Origin of the sequence: Pseudomonas cichorii (assembly GCF_015471405.1) — a bacterium.
In the GTDB taxonomy this organism is placed as follows: Bacteria; Pseudomonadota; Gammaproteobacteria; order Pseudomonadales; family Pseudomonadaceae; genus Aquipseudomonas; species Aquipseudomonas serbiensis.
In genome coordinates, this window is the sequence record NZ_BLVZ01000008.1 from 279,295 (window position 1) to 292,033 (window position 12,739).

The window sequence follows — 12,739 nt, forward strand, 5'->3', positions numbered from 1 at the left end:
CAATGCAACCCGAGCAATTCTCCCAGGCAGTACTGAACTGGTACGACCGTCATGGCAGGCATGATCTGCCATGGCAACAAGGCATTACCCCGTACCGGGTGTGGGTGTCGGAAATCATGCTGCAACAGACCCAGGTCAGCACTGTGCTGAACTACTTCGACCGCTTCATGGAGGCGCTGCCCACCGTACAGGCCCTGGCCGAAGCACCGGAAGACGAAGTGCTGCACCTGTGGACCGGGCTGGGTTATTACACCCGCGCCCGCAACCTGCAGAAGACCGCAAAAATAGTCGTTGCCGATCACGGCGGTGAGTTTCCTCGCGATGTGGAAAAACTCACCCTGCTGCCCGGCATCGGCCTGTCGACTGCGGGCGCCATTGCCAGTCTGAGCATGGGCATTCGTGCGCCGATCCTCGACGGCAACGTCAAGCGCGTTCTCGCCCGCTACACCGCACAGGAAGGTTACCCGGGCGAGCCCAAGGTCGCCAGACAGCTATGGGCCACTGCCGAGCGCTTTACACCCCATAGCCGCGTGAACAACTACACACAGGCGATGATGGACCTGGGCGCCACGCTCTGCACCCGCAGCAAACCCAGTTGCCTGCTCTGCCCGCTGGAGCGTGGCTGCGAAGCGCACCTGCTGGGCCTGGAAACCCGCTACCCGATTCCCAAGCCACGCAAGACCGTCCCGCAGAAACGCACCCTGATGCCCATGCTCGCCAACCGCGACGGCGCGATTCTGCTTTATCGCCGCCCTTCCAGCGGCCTGTGGGGCGGGCTGTGGAGCCTGCCGGAGCTGGATGACTTCAACGACCTCAAAGACCTGGCACTGCAACACTCGCTGGAGCTTGGCGCGCATCACGAAATGCCGGGGCTGGTCCACACCTTCAGCCATTTCCAGCTGAGCATCGAACCCTGGCTGGTTCAGGTTCAGGAGTCCGCCCATCACGTGGCCGAAGCCGACTGGCTCTGGTATAACCTCGCCACCCCGCCGCGCCTGGGCCTTGCCGCCCCAGTGAAAAAGCTGCTCAAACGCGCGGCCGACGTATTGAATGCAGGAGAGTCGTCATGACCCGCACCGTAATATGCCGTAAATACAAAGAAGAACTGCCAGGCCTGGAACGCGCCCCGTACCCGGGAGCAAAAGGCGAAGACATTTTCAACAACGTCTCGCAGAAAGCCTGGGCCGACTGGCAGAAACACCAGACCCTGCTCATCAACGAACGTCGCCTGAACATGATGAACGCCGAGGACCGGAAATTTCTTCAGACCGAGATGGACAAGTTCCTCTCCGGCGAGGAATACGCCAAGGCCGAAGGCTACGTTCCCCCCGAGAAATAAAGCGTTTCCAGCAATGAAGGTCGTAAGCGTCGGTAATAATTCAAATTTTTTTCAACATGACGCTTGACGACCTCCTGAAAAACACGTCTAATGCGCCCCGTTGCCCAGATAGCTCAGTCGGTAGAGCAGGGGATTGAAAATCCCCGTGTCGGCGGTTCGATTCCGTCTCTGGGCACCACTAATTAGATTCAGGTGGTGTCAAAGCCATCTGAAAAACAGAAACCCGCCTAGTGCGGGTTTTTTGTTGTCCGGGATTTTTCATTCCCACACTCATACTGCGCTGACCGCAGTAATGAAACGTGTAGGACACCGCCCTCTCATAGCACCCCCAAATCCTCTCCCTAGCTCAGAGCTGTCTCTATTCTCCAAACCGGTAATCAAGCCGATTTCTTCGCACACCTACAGACCTATAGTCACGCCCTCGAGAAGAAAGCTTTCAAGTCATTTGACTGGGCTTTCAATTGAGTCAAAGGGGTTGTGCTATGTAGTAGTCGCCATCAAACCTGAACCAGAGCCAAGCCAGCTTTTCACTATCACGGTCTGGGAGATATGAAAATGTACGAATACACAGGTAGCGGCCTGAATGGCATCTTCCTGAAAAATGGATACCGAATCGTGGAAACGCCCTATGGAAAAGGCGTATCGATAGAGAATATCGAAGGGCTGCACAGGGCAATTGCTGCTGATATTGTTCAGCAAGACTCGCCAATGACAGGCCATCAGTTCCGCTTCCTGCGCAAGGAACAGGATCTGGTGCAAGCGGAATTGGCAGAGATTTTACGAGTAGATATCCAGACCATAGCCAATTGGGAGAAACGCGGTCCCGAAGGGGTTCCCGGCCCGGCAGACATTGCCATGCGCGGTTTGTACTCAGCCTACTGCCATATTCAATATGGCCCTTATCAAGCCCTGCGCTCAAACATACCAACCGAAACCGCCACCTTCACTCACTTCTGCTCTCAGCACAGCCCCCTCAATAATTTCCTGCCCACCACGAATAAGCCTTTGCTATATTCGAGCAGCATCAAAGAGCCACCTTGCGATCTCGCCAAGGGACTCCGCTGCTCGCCCGAGCGGTCTGGAACGTCGGGGAGCCACAGGATTTATCAGCAGAAGGATCTGTCATGAAGTTCACTACCCTCCTCCTCGCGGCCATTCTTGCCGCCACCTCCTTTTCCGCAATCGCGCACGGCGGCCGAACCGACAAGCAAGGCTGTCATAACGACAAGAAGGCCGGCACCCGGCATTGTCATTGACTGTGGGCCTCGCGCCCCACCGGAGACAAACATGGCCTTGAACAAACCCAACCAGGACCTGCGTCGTGACCTGCAAGGCATCGCCTCCGATCTGAAATGGTCGGCGGTTGAATTGATGCGCATTGCGGAGCGGCTGAGCACCTCAGGAAATGAGCCGGATGCTCAGGCAGTGCTTCGCATATGCAACGTGATGCAGGCCGGGGAAGAGAAGCTGCAAGGCGTGACGAATGAGGTATCACTGGGCAGGCTGGTGCGGGCTCGATCCTGACGCGGATGTGCCCGAAAAATAATTTTCCATATCCATGGAACCGAATCGGGTCATTTGCCACTCACCTGTAAATCCTGTCGTTTACGGACCTGGCCATGAGTAGCCTTTTCTACAAGACGTTGCTCATCGATCTTTCAAAACACTTTGAAATGCGCCCCTTGCAACCCTGAAAACCCGGCATTCAGACGCACTCAATAAGCGCAGGCCTGTCAGTGTTGAAAATATCCGTAAAGAGTAATCACAGCCGCTGAAACATCCAAAAAAAGACCGCTTTTTTTGACGTCAAAAAGCACTCTGCCCATTGATCGGAATCGGCCAGCGCCGGATTAATGCCCCTCACCTTCAGGTCGATATCGTCTTGAGAGTCAGTAGGTCAAACAGCACTGGGGCAGGTTATGTTCGGGACAAAAATCAAAGCTGAACTGGCAGCCATGAAGGCCGAAGTTGATGGACTCAAGGGATTGATGGGCGCGCTGGAACGTTCGATGGCCGTGGCAGAGTTCGATCTGGACGGGAAACTCATCCGGGCCAACGATAATTTCCTGACTGCAATGGGATACCGGGCCGAAGAGCTGGCCGGCAAGAACCACCGCGAGTTCTGCTCACCGGCACTCTCGCGCAGCAGCCAGTACAGTGAACTCTGGGCTTCGCTACGCGCTGGCCGCTTCGTCTCGGGCACCTTCCAGCGCGTGGACAAGAACGGGCATAGCGTCTGGCTCGAAGCCAGTTACAACCCGGTACTCGATACGCAAGGCAAACCCTTCAAAGTGGTGAAATACGCACTGGACGTCACCCGCAAGGTCATTCAGGAAAGCGAGTCTCGCGGCAAGCTTGTCGCTGTCGACAGAGCCATGGCCGTGTGCGAATTCGACCTCAACGGCAATGTGCTGGCTGCCAACGATAACTTTCTGCATGTCATGGGTTATGGCCTGAATGAAATCAAAGGCAAGCACCACCGTGGCTTTTGCGAACAGAGCCTGGCCAACAGCTCTGAATATGGCGATTTCTGGCGCAAGCTGAACCAGGGTGAGTTCTTCAGCGGACAGTTCAAGCGTATCGGCAAGCATGGCAAGGTGGTCTGGCTGGAGGCGACTTACAACCCGGTCTACGACGCGGAAGGCAAGCTCTGCAAGATCGTGAAGTTCGCCAGCGACATCACCGAACACGTGGAAAAACAGCAGGCCGACTCGCTCGGTGCTTCGCGGGCTTACCACATTTCGACTGAAACCGAAAAAGTGGCCGAGCAAGGCACGCTGGTCATTCAGGAAACCGCCCGAGAGATGCGCCAGATTGCAGACAGCATCGGCGCCTCCGCAAAACTGGTGGGGCAACTGGGATCGCGCTCCGAGCAGATCACCGCCATCGTCAACACCATTCGCGGCATCGCGGACCAGACCAACCTGCTGGCCCTCAACGCGGCAATCGAAGCTGCTCGCGCAGGCGATCAGGGCCGGGGGTTTGCGGTGGTTGCGGATGAAGTCCGCCAGCTGGCTGGTCGTACAAGCGGCTCAACGACAGAAATCGCGGACATGATCGGCAAGATCCTGAACGAAACCCGCGAGGCTGTCGCCAGCATGAGCACGACTCAGGAAGGCGCAATTCGGGGCGTGACCCTGGCCGATCAGGCTGGCCAGGTCATTATCCAGATTCGTGATGGCGCCAGCGAAGCCGTAGAGGCCGTCAGCATGTTTGCCACGCGATTCGACGAAGCAAATAAAACCTGAGCCGTGATCAGCATCCCAGGCTGTACCTTGAAAACCCGCCTCGTGCGGGTTTTCATTGCCCGGCAAGCCCACGGCCCCTTGGTTATTGAGAGCGTCTGGGGTTCAATGATCGCCATTGCCCTTATCGCCTGCCAAAGGACCCGTTCATGGCTTCGCCAGACAAACAGCAAAAACGTGCCAAGCGCGCCAAGATCAAAGCCAAGCAGAACCGCTCGGGCAAACCGGCACAAAATGTCGTTCATCCTGTATTCGCTTCCCCTCTTGTGAATCAACCGTTCGATGATGTGCAGCTCGATCTGAACACCTTCGATTTTCAGGACATCGTCGAAAACGGCTTCGACCCGGCCGATTACGAAGACCTGTTTGAAGCCATGAAAGCTGCCGAAACCATCAGTCAGTTGGCGTTGTGCGTGGTCTTCCTTCAATACCCGGTGCTGGCACTGGTCATCAGCGAAGAAGACGAAGAGCAAGCCACCGACTTCATGATGGGCCTGCTCATCACCTACCGCGCCCTGTTCCACGATGAAGATGAAGACACGGCTGTTGAATGGATCGGTAGCCCGACATTCCAGGCCGATTACAACAAGGCATCCGAGTTGCTGGTCAAGCGGGACTCAAAAGGGCAGCGTTGAAGTGCACAAAAACGTCATGTCCACCTCAATAACGACAAGACCGCTCTAAACCGCAGGTTTCATCTAAAGCAGGCTTCAGCTTCTACCCGAGAATCCGATATAGCTGCGTACGCGCCTGCTCAAGGCGCCCCTCAGCGCAGCACATCGGATGAACTCGGAGCGGGTATGTATTTGAGAAACATGAAAATAGCCAAACGCACCCTGACCTGCTTCACGTTCATGGTTGCCATGGTTATAGGGCTCGGCATTTTCAACATCCAGCAAATGGGCAATATTCGCTCGGAAGGCCTGGAAATCGAAAATGACTCAATGCCTGGCATTGCATTGGGCGATGACATCACCCTCGCATTCGCCAACACCCGCATCGCCATCCTCAGAATGATCTCAAGAAGCCCTGCCGAGATAGAACAGGCTTATACCGAGTTGCTGAAGGAAGAGGACAAGTTCTACAACGCGGTCAAAGCCTACAAACCGCTTATCAACACGGATACCGAGCAAACGCTGATCGCCAGCATCGAGTCCACCTACAAGGCCTATGCCGATGGTGCAGAGCGGGCGTACAAACTGATCAAGGACAACCAGCAAGATGCGGCTCGTCAGGTCATCAGGGTGGAAATGCCAAAAAGTGCAGAAGGCATGGCGGCTGCGCTCTCCAGACTGGAAAAAGTAAACGACGAGGCCGAAGCCGAATCCAGCGCAAGTGCGACAGCGGCGTATGAAAAAGCCAAGACCATTTCTGTTTCAGTCATGGTGCTGGCGGTACTGGCAACACTGGTCATGGCATGGCGTTTGACGCAAAGCCTTTCCACCCCTATCAACCAGGCCCTCAAAGCCTCCGAAATCTTTGCGTCGGGAGATCTGCGCCCGATCGATGTGGACAGTCGCGGTGTCGATGAAGTCGCCCTGCTGCTGCAATCGATGGAACGCATGCGGGAGAACCTGCGGGCCACCTTGAATCAGGTCGACGATGCAGCCCAACAGCTATCGTCAGCCACCAGCCAGATGAATGCGCTGATGGCCAGCAGCAACGCCGACCTGATAACCCAGAACAGTGAAATCGAAATGGCAGCCACTGCCGTGACCGAGATGAGCCAGGCCGTTGAAGAGGTTGCGCGTAGCGCGGTGTCGACTTCGGAAGAGTCGAAATCGTCTTCTCGCTCAGCACAGCAAGGGCAGGAAGAACTCAAGCAGACCGTCAACTCCATCACCGAGCTGACGAAGAATGTCGGCAGCGCTTCAGAGCAGGCCCAGCAACTGGCGAGTCGGACGCTGGAAATCAGCAAGGTCCTGGAAGTGATTCGCTCGGTATCCGAACAGACCAACCTGCTGGCCCTCAACGCCGCCATCGAAGCAGCTCGCGCCGGCGATGCAGGCCGTGGCTTCGCGGTGGTCGCCGACGAGGTTCGCGCACTGGCACACAGGACCAGTGAGTCGACTCAGGAAATTGAATCCATGATCGGCCATATCCAGCAAGGCACCAAAAGTACGGTGTCTGCACTGGAGATCAGCACCGAACAGGCCCAACGCACCAAAAACCAGGCGGAGTCCGCAAACTCGGCATTGGCGATTATTGCCAACTCGGTGATGGTGATCGACGATCGCAACACCGTGATTGCCAGCGCGTCCGAAGAGCAGGCCCAAGTCGCACGCGAAGTGGACCGCAACCTGGTACGCATCCGTGACCTTTCAGCACAATCAGCCGTAAGAGCTGATCAGACCAGCAGCGCAAGCAATGCACTCGCGACACTGGCTACAGAGCTGAATACGACCCTGCGCCAGTTCAAGTTGTGAAGTCTCGCGGATGAGCGGATCGCACTCCCTCATCCGCGAATAGGCCAACGCACTCAATGCACAGGCATGCTTTGAACCATCAATTGAGCCTTTTCCTGGCCACCTGATAGGCGACCTCATGATCACGTCGACCAACCGCAATCACGCTGACAACAAGCCTGGCATCAATGACTTCATAAACCAGTCTGATGCCACTGGCTCGCAACTTGATCTTGTAACACCCGGGCATATCTCGCAGCTTGTCAGCCTGAACCTTGGGCTCCAGTAATCGTGACCGCAGTTTTTTCAAAAGCTGAAGCTGAACTGTCTTGTCCAGGTCGTCGTATTCTTTTTTGGCCTCTATCAAAAACTCAAGCGTATAAGTTCCTGTGGCATGAGAGACCGACTTATCGTTTCTCTGCCTCGGCGATGAGGTCATTTATATCTACCTTCACAGTGCGGCCACCTCTGCGCTCTTTGATCTTGCGGGCAAGCGCAGCGTCATCGAGCAGGTCAAGAAGCTCTTCATATCGTTCTGGCGAAAGAATGTAGAAAGCAGGCTCATTACGATTAAGGATCACCATCGGGTCGCCATTGCTTTCACGATAAGTCCCCATAGGATCTTTCTTGAGGTCAGTCACAGACGCAGCGACTTCCGCCAGTAGTGCGTATGCCATTGTTTTTCTCCTGTCGACCCAAGGCCGAGCCACATAATGGTGCCCAAAAAAGCACTTTAAAAAGCATATTTAAATATACACAAAAAACGGCCGTTCTCATTTATCAAGAACGACCGTTCAGGGTCATGCGCTATTTTTCGCTTCTACGGGGCTCAACTCAACGCCGCAGCTCCAACCCGTGAAGCCTTGCGGCGGCGGGAAACCAGCAGGCCTGCGGCGATCACGCTCAGGCTGAGCACGCCGGTGGCGATGATTTCATAGCGATGGTCTTCCTGAATCAGCATCACGGTCAGCACCGCAACGATGAAGAAGATCGCAGCCCAGGTCAGCCACGGGAACAGCCACATCTTGAAGTCGATGGCTTCACCTTTGGCGATACGTTTCTGACGCATGCGCAACTGGGAAACGGCGATCACCAGATACACCAGCAAGGCGATTGCGCCGGAACTGGCGAGCAGGAATTCAAACACGGCAGCCGGAGCAACATAGTTGGCGAACACGGTCAGGAAGGCAGCGGCAGTCGAAAGTATCACCGCCCAGTGAGGCGTGCCGCTCTTGCTGATGCGGGTAGACATTGCCGGAGCATCGCCACGCTTGCCCAGAGAGAACAGCATGCGCGAAGCGGTATACAGCGCAGAGTTCAGGCAACTGGTCACCGCGACCAGTACAACCAGATCCACGATCAGCTTGGCGTTGGGAATACCCATCACATCCAGCACCGTCTGATAGGAACCGACTTCAGCCAGACGGCTGTCGTTCCAGGGCACCAGCGACACAACGATAAAGATCGAAACCAGATAGAACAGGAAGATCCGCCAGATCACCGAATTGGTGGCCTTGGTGATCTGCTTGCCCGGGTTCTTGGACTCGGCGGCTGCAATAGTCACGATCTCGGTCCCCATGAAGGAGAACATCGTGGTCAACATCGCTGCCAATACCGCGCCCAGGCCGTTAGGCATGAAACCCTGAGTGTCGAACAAGTGGCTGACGCCGCTGACATTACTGGTCGGTAGCAGACCGAAAATCGCGACAACCCCCAGCACCACGAACGCAATGATCGCCACGACCTTGATCAATGCAAACCAGAACTCGAACTCGCCGTAGTTCTTGACACTGAACAGATTGGTGGCCGTCAGCAGCAACGTAATCACCAGCGTGAACACCCAGATCCCCACATCGGGGAACCAGGCATGCAGGATGGTCGCAGCAGCGTTGGCCTCCAACGGAATCACCAGAACCCAGAACCACCAGTACAACCAACCGATGGTGAAACCGGCCCAGTGCCCGATGGCGCGGTCGGCATACGTGGAAAACGAACCGGTGTCAGGCGAGGCTACAGCCATTTCGGCCAGCATGCGCATCACCAGCACAACCAGCGTACCGGCTGCGGCATACGCGAGCAGCACGGCAGGACCTGCCTCGGCAATCGCATGGCCTGAACCTACGAACAGGCCTGCGCCGATCACACCGGCAATCGACAGCATCGTGATGTGTCGAGGTTTCAGCCCCTGTTCGAGCCCGGAAGAGTTAGCGGTACTGCTCATAAAACCACCTTTTGCAAGACGAGCGATGCACACCGAAGCGCTCGTAAAAAGAAAGCAACGGTGCCGTTCTTTATTCTTTACGCAAAAACTGCGCCAAAATATTTCAAAAGCGACGTCGCATAGAGAACAGAGGGCTCGCAGCCCTGAAAGTGCGGAAATGCCAGGAAGGATTTTTTATCAAGCCTGCAAGTTTTGTTACCCAACACCTCAGGACATACCCATATTGGCGCACCGAAAACACACACCAAAAACCAGACAAGCTCGCATATGGTGCGCAAGACCGTAAAAGCTACTTCCAACACCCAGCCAAAGCTGGCAACATCGCGCCCTTTTCGCGCATTCAGGCTATAAAGCGGGCATCAAACAGACGCATCCATTGCCTTGCGGCGACAGTCTGCTGCGATGATGCGACACCCCGCCGCATAACACTGCCCGCCAGACCTGACGCTGTTGGTTGTCTTTCGAGCCCTGTGCTAGCTTGGCGCTCGCCCCACTCGAAGGGCGTACAAAATATATGAGGTCCCCCCACATGGCCGAGGCCACGCCCGCCCTGGAAATCCGCAATCTGCACAAGCGCTATGGAAAGCTGGACGTGCTCAAAGGCATCTCGCTGACTGCTCGTGACGGTGATGTGATATCAATCCTGGGCTCATCCGGTTCCGGCAAGTCCACGCTGCTTCGCTGCATCAACCTGCTGGAAAACCCTCATCAGGGGCAGATTCTGGTGGCAGGCGAAGAGCTGAAACTCAAAGCCGCCAAGAATGGCGAGCTGGTCGCCGCCGACAACCGGCAGATCAATCGCATGCGCAGCGAGATCGGTTTTGTCTTTCAGAACTTCAATCTGTGGCCGCACATGAGCGTGCTCGACAACATCATCGAAGCACCGCGCCGTGTGCTGGGCCAAAGCAAGGCCGAAGCCATCGAAGTCGCTGAAGCGCTATTGGCCAAGGTTGGCATCGCCGATAAACGACACGCTTATCCGGCACAGCTTTCCGGTGGTCAGCAACAACGCGCTGCCATCGCACGCACTCTGGCAATGCAGCCTAAAGTGATTCTGTTCGATGAGCCCACCTCCGCGCTGGACCCGGAAATGGTCCAGGAAGTGCTCAACGTCATCCGCGCACTGGCCGAAGAAGGCCGGACTATGCTGCTGGTGACCCACGAAATGAGTTTTGCACGACAAGTTTCCAGTGAAGTCGTCTTTTTGCATCAGGGACAGGTCGAAGAACAGGGCACACCACAGCAAGTATTCGAGAACCCGCTGTCGGTAAGGTGTAAACAATTCATGTCGAGCAACCGCTAACGGAGCAACCCCCATGCAGATGTACAAGAAGTTCCTGCTGGCAGCCGCTGTCACTGTCGCATTCACCAGCAGCGCTTTTGCTGAAACCCTGAAAATGGGCATCGAGGCCGCTTACCCACCGTTCAACAACAAGGACGCCAGCGGGCAAGTCGTCGGCTTCGACTACGAAATCGGTCAGGCCCTGTGCGCCAAGATGAAAGCCGAGTGCTCCGTCGTCACCTCTGACTGGGACGGCATCATTCCGGCGCTCAACTCCAGAAAGTTCGACTTCCTGATCTCGTCGCTGTCGATCACCGAAGAGCGCAAGCAGGCTGTGGACTTCACCGACCCGTACTACTCCAACAAGCTGCAGTTCATTGCGCCGAAAGACTCGCAGATCAACACCGAAAACGTCGAAGCCGCCAAGGCATCGCTCAAGGGCAAGATCATCGGAGCCCAGCGCGCTACGTTGTCCGGTACCTGGCTTGAAGACAAGCTGGGCGACAGCGTGACCGTCAAACTCTACGACACCCAGGAAAACGCCTACCTCGACCTGGCATCCGGCCGTGTCGACGCCATGCTGGCCGACAAATACGTCAGCTATGAATGGCTGAAAAGCGATGCAGGCAAAGGTTTCGAGTTCAAAGGCGATCCCGTCGAGCAGAACGACAAGATCGGCATCGCTGTGCGCAAGGGTGACCCGCTGCGCGAAAGGCTGAATGATGCACTGAAAGAAATCATCGCTGACGGCACCTACAAGAAGATCAACGACAAGTACTTCCCGTTCAGCATTCTCTGATCTGCCTGACGTGACCGTCGCGCCCTCTCTGAAGGCGTGACGGTCCGTCCCTAGCAAAGCCTGCCCATGAATATTGACCTCCAAGGATTCGGCCCGGCCCTTGCGGCTGGTGCGCTGATGACTGTTCAGCTTGCCCTTTCGGCCCTGTGTCTGGGCCTGATACTGGGGCTGCTCGGCGCCCTGGCAAAAACGTCGCCTTACAAGCCACTGCAATGGCTGGGCGGTACTTACTCGACGCTGGTGCGCGGTATTCCTGAATTGCTCTGGGTGTTGCTGATCTACTTCGGCACCGTCAACGGCATGCGCGCCCTGGGCGAAATGCTGGGTATCCCCGGCCTTGAACTCAACGCCTTTGCCGCGGGCGTCATAGCCCTTGGCCTGTGCTTCGGCGCCTATGCGACCGAGGTCTTTCGCGGTGCCATCCTGGCCATCCCCAAAGGCCACCGCGAAGCGGGTCTGGCGTTGGGCATGTCGCGTTCGCGCATCCTCTTCAAACTCATCCTGCCGCAGATGTGGCGCATCGCGCTGCCCGGCCTTGGCAACCTGTTCATGATTCTGATGAAAGACACCGCACTGGTTTCGGTGATCGGCCTGGAAGAAATCATGCGCCACTCGCAGATTGCCGTCAGTGTCACCAAGGAAGCCTTCGTGTTCTATCTGGTCGCAGCCTTCATGTACCTGGGCCTGACGATACTGGCCATGGTCGGTATGCACTTCCTGGAAAAACGTGCCGCTCGCGGCTTTGTGAGGAGCGGGTCATGAACTGGGAAGTCATCATCAAGTGGCTGCCAAAGCTGGCACAGGGCGCAACCCTGACGCTGGAGCTGGTGGCGATTGCGGTCATCGCCGGCCTGATCATCGCGATCCCGCTGGGCATCGCACGTTCGTCAAAACATCTGCACGTACGCGCCCTGCCTTACGCCTACATCTTCTTCTTTCGCGGCACGCCGCTGCTGGTGCAGTTGTTCCTGGTCTATTACGGCCTGGCGCAATTCGAGGCCGTGCGCAAAGGGCCGCTCTGGCCGTATCTGCGCGACCCGTTCTGGTGTGCCGTCATCACCATGACCCTGCACACCGCCGCTTACATTGCCGAGATCCTGCGTGGCGCGATTCAGGCCGTACCGGTGGGTGAAGTCGAGGCGGCGCGGGCGCTGGGCATGTCCAAATGGAAAGCGCTGTTCTACATCATCCTGCCCCGCGCAGCACGCATCGGCCTGCCGGCCTACAGCAACGAAGTGATCCTGATGCTCAAGGCCAGTGCCCTGGCGAGCACCGTCACTCTGCTGGAACTGACCGGCATGGCACGAACCATCATTGCCCGCACTTACCTGCCGGTGGAGATTTTCTTCGCAGCGGGCATGTTCTATCTGGTCATGGCTTACGTGCTGGTCCAGGGGTTCAGATTGCTGGAACGGATATTGCGCGTAGACGCCAGCCAAGGGCGCTGA

At 56.4% G+C, this 12,739-nt stretch carries 14 protein-coding genes, 1 tRNA gene and 3 pseudogenes; 15 read left to right on the forward strand and 3 right to left on the reverse strand.

Translation table 11 applies throughout. From position 1 onward, the window contains the following. The first annotated feature begins 2 nt into the window (after positions 1 to 2). From mutY to JL015_RS28110, 11 genes and pseudogenes are all read left to right on the forward strand, one after another. A complete protein-coding gene (gene mutY / locus JL015_RS14915; RefSeq protein WP_201018982.1) occupies positions 3 to 1,070 on the forward strand; it encodes an A/G-specific adenine glycosylase in 1,068 nt (355 codons plus the stop codon). Then, the gene (locus JL015_RS14920; RefSeq protein ID WP_201004118.1) at positions 1,067 to 1,339 is read left to right on the forward strand and encodes an oxidative damage protection protein; all 273 of its coding nucleotides are present in this window, start codon (positions 1,067 to 1,069) and stop codon (positions 1,337 to 1,339) included. Before mutY ends, JL015_RS14920 begins: the two co-directional genes overlap by 4 nt. A gap of 102 nt (positions 1,340 to 1,441) precedes the next feature. Next, a tRNA-Phe gene (locus tag JL015_RS14925) sits at positions 1,442 to 1,517 on the forward strand. 377 nt (positions 1,518 to 1,894) lie between these two features. Next, entirely contained in the window at positions 1,895 to 2,467 is a 573-nt protein-coding gene (locus JL015_RS28090) for a helix-turn-helix domain-containing protein (RefSeq protein ID WP_236250216.1), read from the forward strand. Continuing rightward, positions 2,464 to 2,595, forward strand: coding sequence for a YHYH domain-containing protein (locus tag JL015_RS14935; protein WP_117148191.1), 132 nt, complete (start codon positions 2,464 to 2,466; stop codon positions 2,593 to 2,595). Before JL015_RS28090 ends, JL015_RS14935 begins: the two co-directional genes overlap by 4 nt. 31 nt (positions 2,596 to 2,626) lie before the next feature. Next, the gene (locus tag JL015_RS14940; protein ID WP_201004123.1) at positions 2,627 to 2,863 is read left to right on the forward strand and encodes a hypothetical protein; all 237 of its coding nucleotides are present in this window, start codon (positions 2,627 to 2,629) and stop codon (positions 2,861 to 2,863) included. A 485-nt stretch (positions 2,864 to 3,348) separates the two neighbouring features. Then, positions 3,349 to 4,035: pseudogene (locus JL015_RS28095) on the forward strand (PAS domain-containing protein); the annotation flags it as partial. Between the two features lie 102 nt (positions 4,036 to 4,137). After that, positions 4,138 to 4,587 (forward strand): annotated as a pseudogene (locus JL015_RS28100) (methyl-accepting chemotaxis protein); the annotation flags it as partial. A 146-nt stretch (positions 4,588 to 4,733) separates the two neighbouring features. Beyond that, positions 4,734 to 5,219, forward strand: coding sequence for a hypothetical protein (locus JL015_RS14950; RefSeq protein ID WP_201018984.1), 486 nt, complete (start codon positions 4,734 to 4,736; stop codon positions 5,217 to 5,219). A 180-nt stretch (positions 5,220 to 5,399) separates the two neighbouring features. Continuing rightward, positions 5,400 to 6,155, forward strand: a pseudogene (locus JL015_RS28105) (MCP four helix bundle domain-containing protein); the annotation flags it as partial. Positions 6,156 to 6,281: 126 nt separating this feature from the next. After that, entirely contained in the window at positions 6,282 to 7,010 is a 729-nt protein-coding gene (locus tag JL015_RS28110; protein WP_374005028.1) for a methyl-accepting chemotaxis protein, read from the forward strand. A gap of 79 nt (positions 7,011 to 7,089) precedes the next feature. On the opposite strand, the gene JL015_RS14960 is transcribed toward JL015_RS28110, so the two are convergent. The 3 genes from JL015_RS14960 to gabP form a co-directional block, all read right to left on the reverse strand. Beyond that, positions 7,090 to 7,428: a type II toxin-antitoxin system RelE family toxin gene (locus JL015_RS14960; protein WP_201018986.1), complete on the reverse strand. Its 339-nt coding sequence runs from the start codon at positions 7,426 to 7,428 to the stop codon at positions 7,090 to 7,092. Beyond that, positions 7,397 to 7,666: a type II toxin-antitoxin system Phd/YefM family antitoxin gene (locus tag JL015_RS14965; protein ID WP_117167450.1), complete on the reverse strand. Its 270-nt coding sequence runs from the start codon at positions 7,664 to 7,666 to the stop codon at positions 7,397 to 7,399. The genes JL015_RS14960 and JL015_RS14965 overlap by 32 nt, the downstream gene beginning before the upstream one ends. A 152-nt stretch (positions 7,667 to 7,818) precedes the next feature. Next, positions 7,819 to 9,210 carry a GABA permease gene (gene gabP / locus JL015_RS14970; RefSeq protein ID WP_201018987.1) on the reverse strand — a complete coding sequence of 464 codons (1,392 nt, stop codon included), beginning with the start codon at positions 9,208 to 9,210 and terminating at the stop codon, positions 7,819 to 7,821. Between the two features lie 529 nt (positions 9,211 to 9,739). Here gabP and JL015_RS14975 point away from each other — a divergent pair. From JL015_RS14975 to JL015_RS14990, 4 genes are all read left to right on the forward strand, one after another. Then, positions 9,740 to 10,513, forward strand: coding sequence for an ABC transporter ATP-binding protein (locus tag JL015_RS14975; RefSeq protein ID WP_201004134.1), 774 nt, complete (start codon positions 9,740 to 9,742; stop codon positions 10,511 to 10,513). Between the two features lie 13 nt (positions 10,514 to 10,526). Continuing rightward, positions 10,527 to 11,291: an ABC transporter substrate-binding protein gene (locus tag JL015_RS14980; protein WP_201004136.1), complete on the forward strand. Its 765-nt coding sequence runs from the start codon at positions 10,527 to 10,529 to the stop codon at positions 11,289 to 11,291. Positions 11,292 to 11,357: 66 nt separating this feature from the next. After that, positions 11,358 to 12,053 (forward strand): ABC transporter permease, encoded by a 696-nt coding sequence (locus tag JL015_RS14985; RefSeq protein WP_201004138.1) that lies wholly within the window; start codon positions 11,358 to 11,360, stop codon positions 12,051 to 12,053. Then, positions 12,050 to 12,739 carry an ABC transporter permease gene (locus JL015_RS14990; protein WP_201004139.1) on the forward strand — a complete coding sequence of 230 codons (690 nt, stop codon included), beginning with the start codon at positions 12,050 to 12,052 and terminating at the stop codon, positions 12,737 to 12,739. The genes JL015_RS14985 and JL015_RS14990 overlap by 4 nt, the downstream gene beginning before the upstream one ends.

Bases quoted from the DNA above. Each gene is read 5' to 3' on its own strand.
- JL015_RS14980 (WP_201004136.1), top strand. From the start codon at position 10,527: ATGCAGATGTACAAGAAGTTCCTGCTGGCAGCCGCTGTCACTGTCGCA.
- mutY (WP_201018982.1), top strand. From the start codon at position 3: ATGCAACCCGAGCAATTCTCCCAGGCAGTACTGAACTGGTACGACCGT.
- JL015_RS14935 (WP_117148191.1), top strand. From the start codon at position 2,464: ATGAAGTTCACTACCCTCCTCCTCGCGGCCATTCTTGCCGCCACCTCC.
- JL015_RS14920 (WP_201004118.1), top strand. From the start codon at position 1,067: ATGACCCGCACCGTAATATGCCGTAAATACAAAGAAGAACTGCCAGGC.
- JL015_RS14940 (WP_201004123.1), top strand. From the start codon at position 2,627: ATGGCCTTGAACAAACCCAACCAGGACCTGCGTCGTGACCTGCAAGGC.
- gabP (WP_201018987.1), bottom strand. From the start codon at position 9,210: ATGAGCAGTACCGCTAACTCTTCCGGGCTCGAACAGGGGCTGAAACCT.
- JL015_RS14965 (WP_117167450.1), bottom strand. From the start codon at position 7,666: ATGGCATACGCACTACTGGCGGAAGTCGCTGCGTCTGTGACTGACCTC.
- JL015_RS28110 (WP_374005028.1), top strand. From the start codon at position 6,282: ATGGCAGCCACTGCCGTGACCGAGATGAGCCAGGCCGTTGAAGAGGTT.
- JL015_RS14975 (WP_201004134.1), top strand. From the start codon at position 9,740: ATGGCCGAGGCCACGCCCGCCCTGGAAATCCGCAATCTGCACAAGCGC.
- JL015_RS14990 (WP_201004139.1), top strand. From the start codon at position 12,050: ATGAACTGGGAAGTCATCATCAAGTGGCTGCCAAAGCTGGCACAGGGC.
- JL015_RS14985 (WP_201004138.1), top strand. From the start codon at position 11,358: ATGAATATTGACCTCCAAGGATTCGGCCCGGCCCTTGCGGCTGGTGCG.
- JL015_RS28090 (WP_236250216.1), top strand. From the start codon at position 1,895: ATGTACGAATACACAGGTAGCGGCCTGAATGGCATCTTCCTGAAAAAT.
- JL015_RS14950 (WP_201018984.1), top strand. From the start codon at position 4,734: ATGGCTTCGCCAGACAAACAGCAAAAACGTGCCAAGCGCGCCAAGATC.
- JL015_RS14960 (WP_201018986.1), bottom strand. From the start codon at position 7,428: ATGACCTCATCGCCGAGGCAGAGAAACGATAAGTCGGTCTCTCATGCC.